The organism is Gordonia aichiensis NBRC 108223 (assembly GCF_000332975.1).
GTDB lineage: Bacteria > Actinomycetota > Actinomycetes > Mycobacteriales > Mycobacteriaceae > Gordonia > Gordonia aichiensis.
This window is the reverse complement of record NZ_BANR01000060.1, coordinates 1-1,795: the sequence shown is the minus strand read 5'-3', so window position 1 is coordinate 1,795 and position 1,795 is coordinate 1. Positions and strand designations below refer to the sequence as shown.

The window sequence follows — 1,795 nt, the reverse complement described above, 5'->3', positions numbered from 1 at the left end:
GTAGTCGATTTCGGAGAGCATGGTGCTCGGCGCGCCCGAGTTCGGGACGACGACGAGGGGTATGAATCGAGTGTGTGGCTGCGGCTTGCCGGACCAGCCGAGCCGACGAACCAGGCGCATCGCGGAGGCGAGCTGCTCAAACTTTCGTTTGGTCAGGACCTTGTCCGCGTCGGCGCTGTACTCCTCGCCGTCGCCGAGTCCCTGGGCTAACGACGCCTTCCACGGGTGATGCGTCGCCTCGATCAGCACGACGACCGGCCCGCCGCGCAGTATCCAATCACAGACCGACGGTTTACGACCCTTCTTCTCGGTCCACTCGGACTCGAGCGCGGGCTCCGCGACGACGGCTTCGACCTGGCTGCTCCTCGCAGCGATGCGAGCCACGACACGCCCTACCACGTCCTCGAACTGGTGCTTTATACCCTCGTCGAACCGCTTCGCGAGTGCCTTGTCGTCACGGGCATTCAGTGCGGCGACGACATCGAACAGTGCTGGGTCGCCGAAGAATCGCTCGATTGCCCACTGCGCGCGCAGTATCAGCAGTGTTCTATCACCGAGGTCGAGCAGTGGGAATCGTGTGAAGGTGAAGCGTTGCAGCTTCACGTCGCCGCGTTCGCGGTCGGACGCCAGTTCCGCGCGATAGCGAGCTAGGTCCAGCGCAGCGTTCTCGAGCACGAAGTCGCGAACGGCGCTGTCATCGGAAAGCTCATCGATGCCGATGACAGTTCGCCCCGATAGTGCTGCGTCGGAAACGACAAGCCCCGCACGAAGGAAATCGTCGAAGCTGATTCCCGTCGCGGCCTCGAAAGTTTGGGCAGGAGTGGCCCCCAAATCGTCCGTTGCTCGCTCTGACCATTCGGAATACCAGAAGTCATACGTGTCGGCCTTGTAGCTCTCGATCTTGCGTGGCGCGTTGAACAGCGCACTCGCCCCGAGGGAGCTGAGCATGTCCTGGTTAAGTGCGTTCAGGTCGTCCGGGTCCATCGTCTTGAATTTGGCGTCAAGAGCTGCGAACTCGGCCGCGCTGGGCGTGTCGCTGTCGAACCAGTCGACGACCTGTTGTTCGGATGCGATCGAGATCAGCAGGTGCACCAGGTCATTACCGCTGAGCAGCTCAGGCGACGTCGATTCGCATTCCAGCAGTTCACGCATCAACTGGACGGTCATCTGCGGCGAGGTCAGAATGTTTCCCGCCTCTACCTGGTCTCTGACGGCCACACCCCACGGTGCCGTCACCGTCGACAGCAGAGTCCGTTGCAGCGGTTTGACATCCCAGTGTGTCGTGCTCGCAATGTCCCAGTCAGCCTGCAACTTCGCGACTCTCGACAACGCCTCGCGAGTGTCGATACCTTCCAAAAGCGTGCGTCGCTCGTCATCACTGAGCGCGGGAACGCCGACTGCGCCCGCGACGATCACCATTGGCTGTCTTTGCATCGCTGCCGCCAACCGGTCTGCACCGGGCGGCAACCCCCTCAGATCGGGCCTCGGTAGCTCTGTCTTCAATTCGACTCCAGCGGTCGTAGACTGCTCTATCCCCAACCGTCGTGCACGCCTGGTCCGTCGATTCGCCACGCCGACCAGTATCTCGCCTCGAGAGGGGTGCGGCTCGAAGTCTTCGGGATGGTTCATGCGGATCAACCGCTCCGGCTAACGGCTCAGAGAGCGCTACTCATAGGGAACCTCGTCACAGCTTTCGCCCACCCACGATCACGCCTTCGACGCCTGGCACCGTCGAGGGCGTGCGGTCTTTCGGGAACAGTCGGATCGAGATGGCTCCGCTAGACGAAAGGGGCTC

Annotated in this window: 1 protein-coding gene; it reads right to left on the bottom strand. The window is 62.2% G+C overall.

The window, feature by feature from the left end; all coding sequences use genetic code 11:
• Window positions 1–1,434: hypothetical protein (locus GOACH_RS22935; protein WP_157227955.1), on the bottom strand; the 1,434-nt coding region annotated here is incomplete at its 3' end.
• Window positions 1,435–1,795 lie beyond the last annotated feature (361 nt).